This is a genomic window from Synechococcus sp. R55.2, assembly GCF_047462075.1.
GTDB lineage: Bacteria > Cyanobacteriota > Cyanobacteriia > Thermostichales > Thermostichaceae > Thermostichus.
The window spans coordinates 1-1,230 of sequence record NZ_JANSIH010000060.1; the positions used below are offsets into that span (position 1 = coordinate 1).

Sequence of the window (1,230 nt, forward strand, 5' to 3'; positions counted from 1 at the left end):
CCCAGAGGACAGCTAAGTTTCGGAATTTCAGGCGAGTTTACAGTCGCCCCAAGGAGAGAGATTACTTGAGCAGCGTTATGGTCAGCATCCCCTTCCCACCCGCAGTGTCCACACTTGAACGACTTACCATTGCGGTAGGACTTACCCCGCTCAGGGTGGATGTGCAGGCATTTGTGGCAGGTCTGACTGGTGTAGGCAGGCGGCACCAGCACCACAGGCACTCCAGCAATGGCAGCCTTGTAGGCCACAAACATCCTGAGCTGGTAGAACGCCCAGTTGTTAGTCCTGCGCCGCTCAGCCTTACTTCGAGACTTCTGATTCAGGCAATCTCTGATGCCTGTCAAGTCTTCAAAAGCCAGTGCCGCACCAATAGCCTGGGCATCCCTGACCAAGGTTTTGCTGATGTTATGGTTCAGCCATGTCTGGTAGCGCCGTTCTCTCCCAGAGAGCCTTCTCAGCAGCCTCCTAGAGCTGCGAGTGCGTTTGGATTGAACCTTGGCGCGTACACGGCTGAACCGGTCACGGACGGCCTGGATGTGTTCTCCACTCCAAGAGCGTCCGTTGCTAGCGGTGGCGATATCCCGCCTGCCCAAGTCAACTCCGATTACCTTTGGAGTTTTGCCAGTCGGGGGAGTGTCCAGCTCAACAGCGATGTTGATGTAGTAGTCCCCTTGCTTGGTCTTGGACAGAGTAGCGCTGGTGGGCGTTTGCCCCCGCAGCAAAGCGATTTGATAACCGCCAATCTTGAGCTTGAGCCAAACCCGTCCGCTTATCAGGGTCACGCCCACGGCTTGGTCGGACTCTCGGTACTTAAAAGTACGAGCGTCCAAAGTCAGACTGGTGGGGCGGAACTTGTGGACTTGCTTCACCGCCTTGGCATTGCTAATCACCCGACGGAGCGCCTGACAGACGTGGTTGGCTTTCAGCCCCGTTGCTGCCCTTACCGGCCGATAGACCAAGTGGTGCAGCTTGGCGGTGTTCCAGCAGTTCTTTTGTTTGGCGGTGTCGAGAATCTGGTTGCAAGCATTCGCAAAGCCCTGCAAAGTGCGGTCAATTTCTTGACGCAACTCTTGTGGGACTATCAGCTTGCAACGTACAGAGATAGTCTGGCTCATGGGCTTATTGTAGTTCATCCAGACTTTTGACCAGCAAACCTATATGGAGGAGGGCTTTCCTCCCGACACCAAGCCTGCGGCTATGGTGCGGGCCTCCAGCCCGAAAATTTGGTGA

General features: G+C 55.5%; 1 protein-coding gene. It reads right to left on the reverse strand.

Translation table 11 applies throughout. The features are described from left to right. Positions 1–1,115: RNA-guided endonuclease InsQ/TnpB family protein (locus NW838_RS02270; RefSeq protein ID WP_414427425.1), on the reverse strand; the 1,115-nt coding region annotated here is incomplete at its 3' end. Positions 1,116–1,230: the final 115 nt, after the last annotated feature.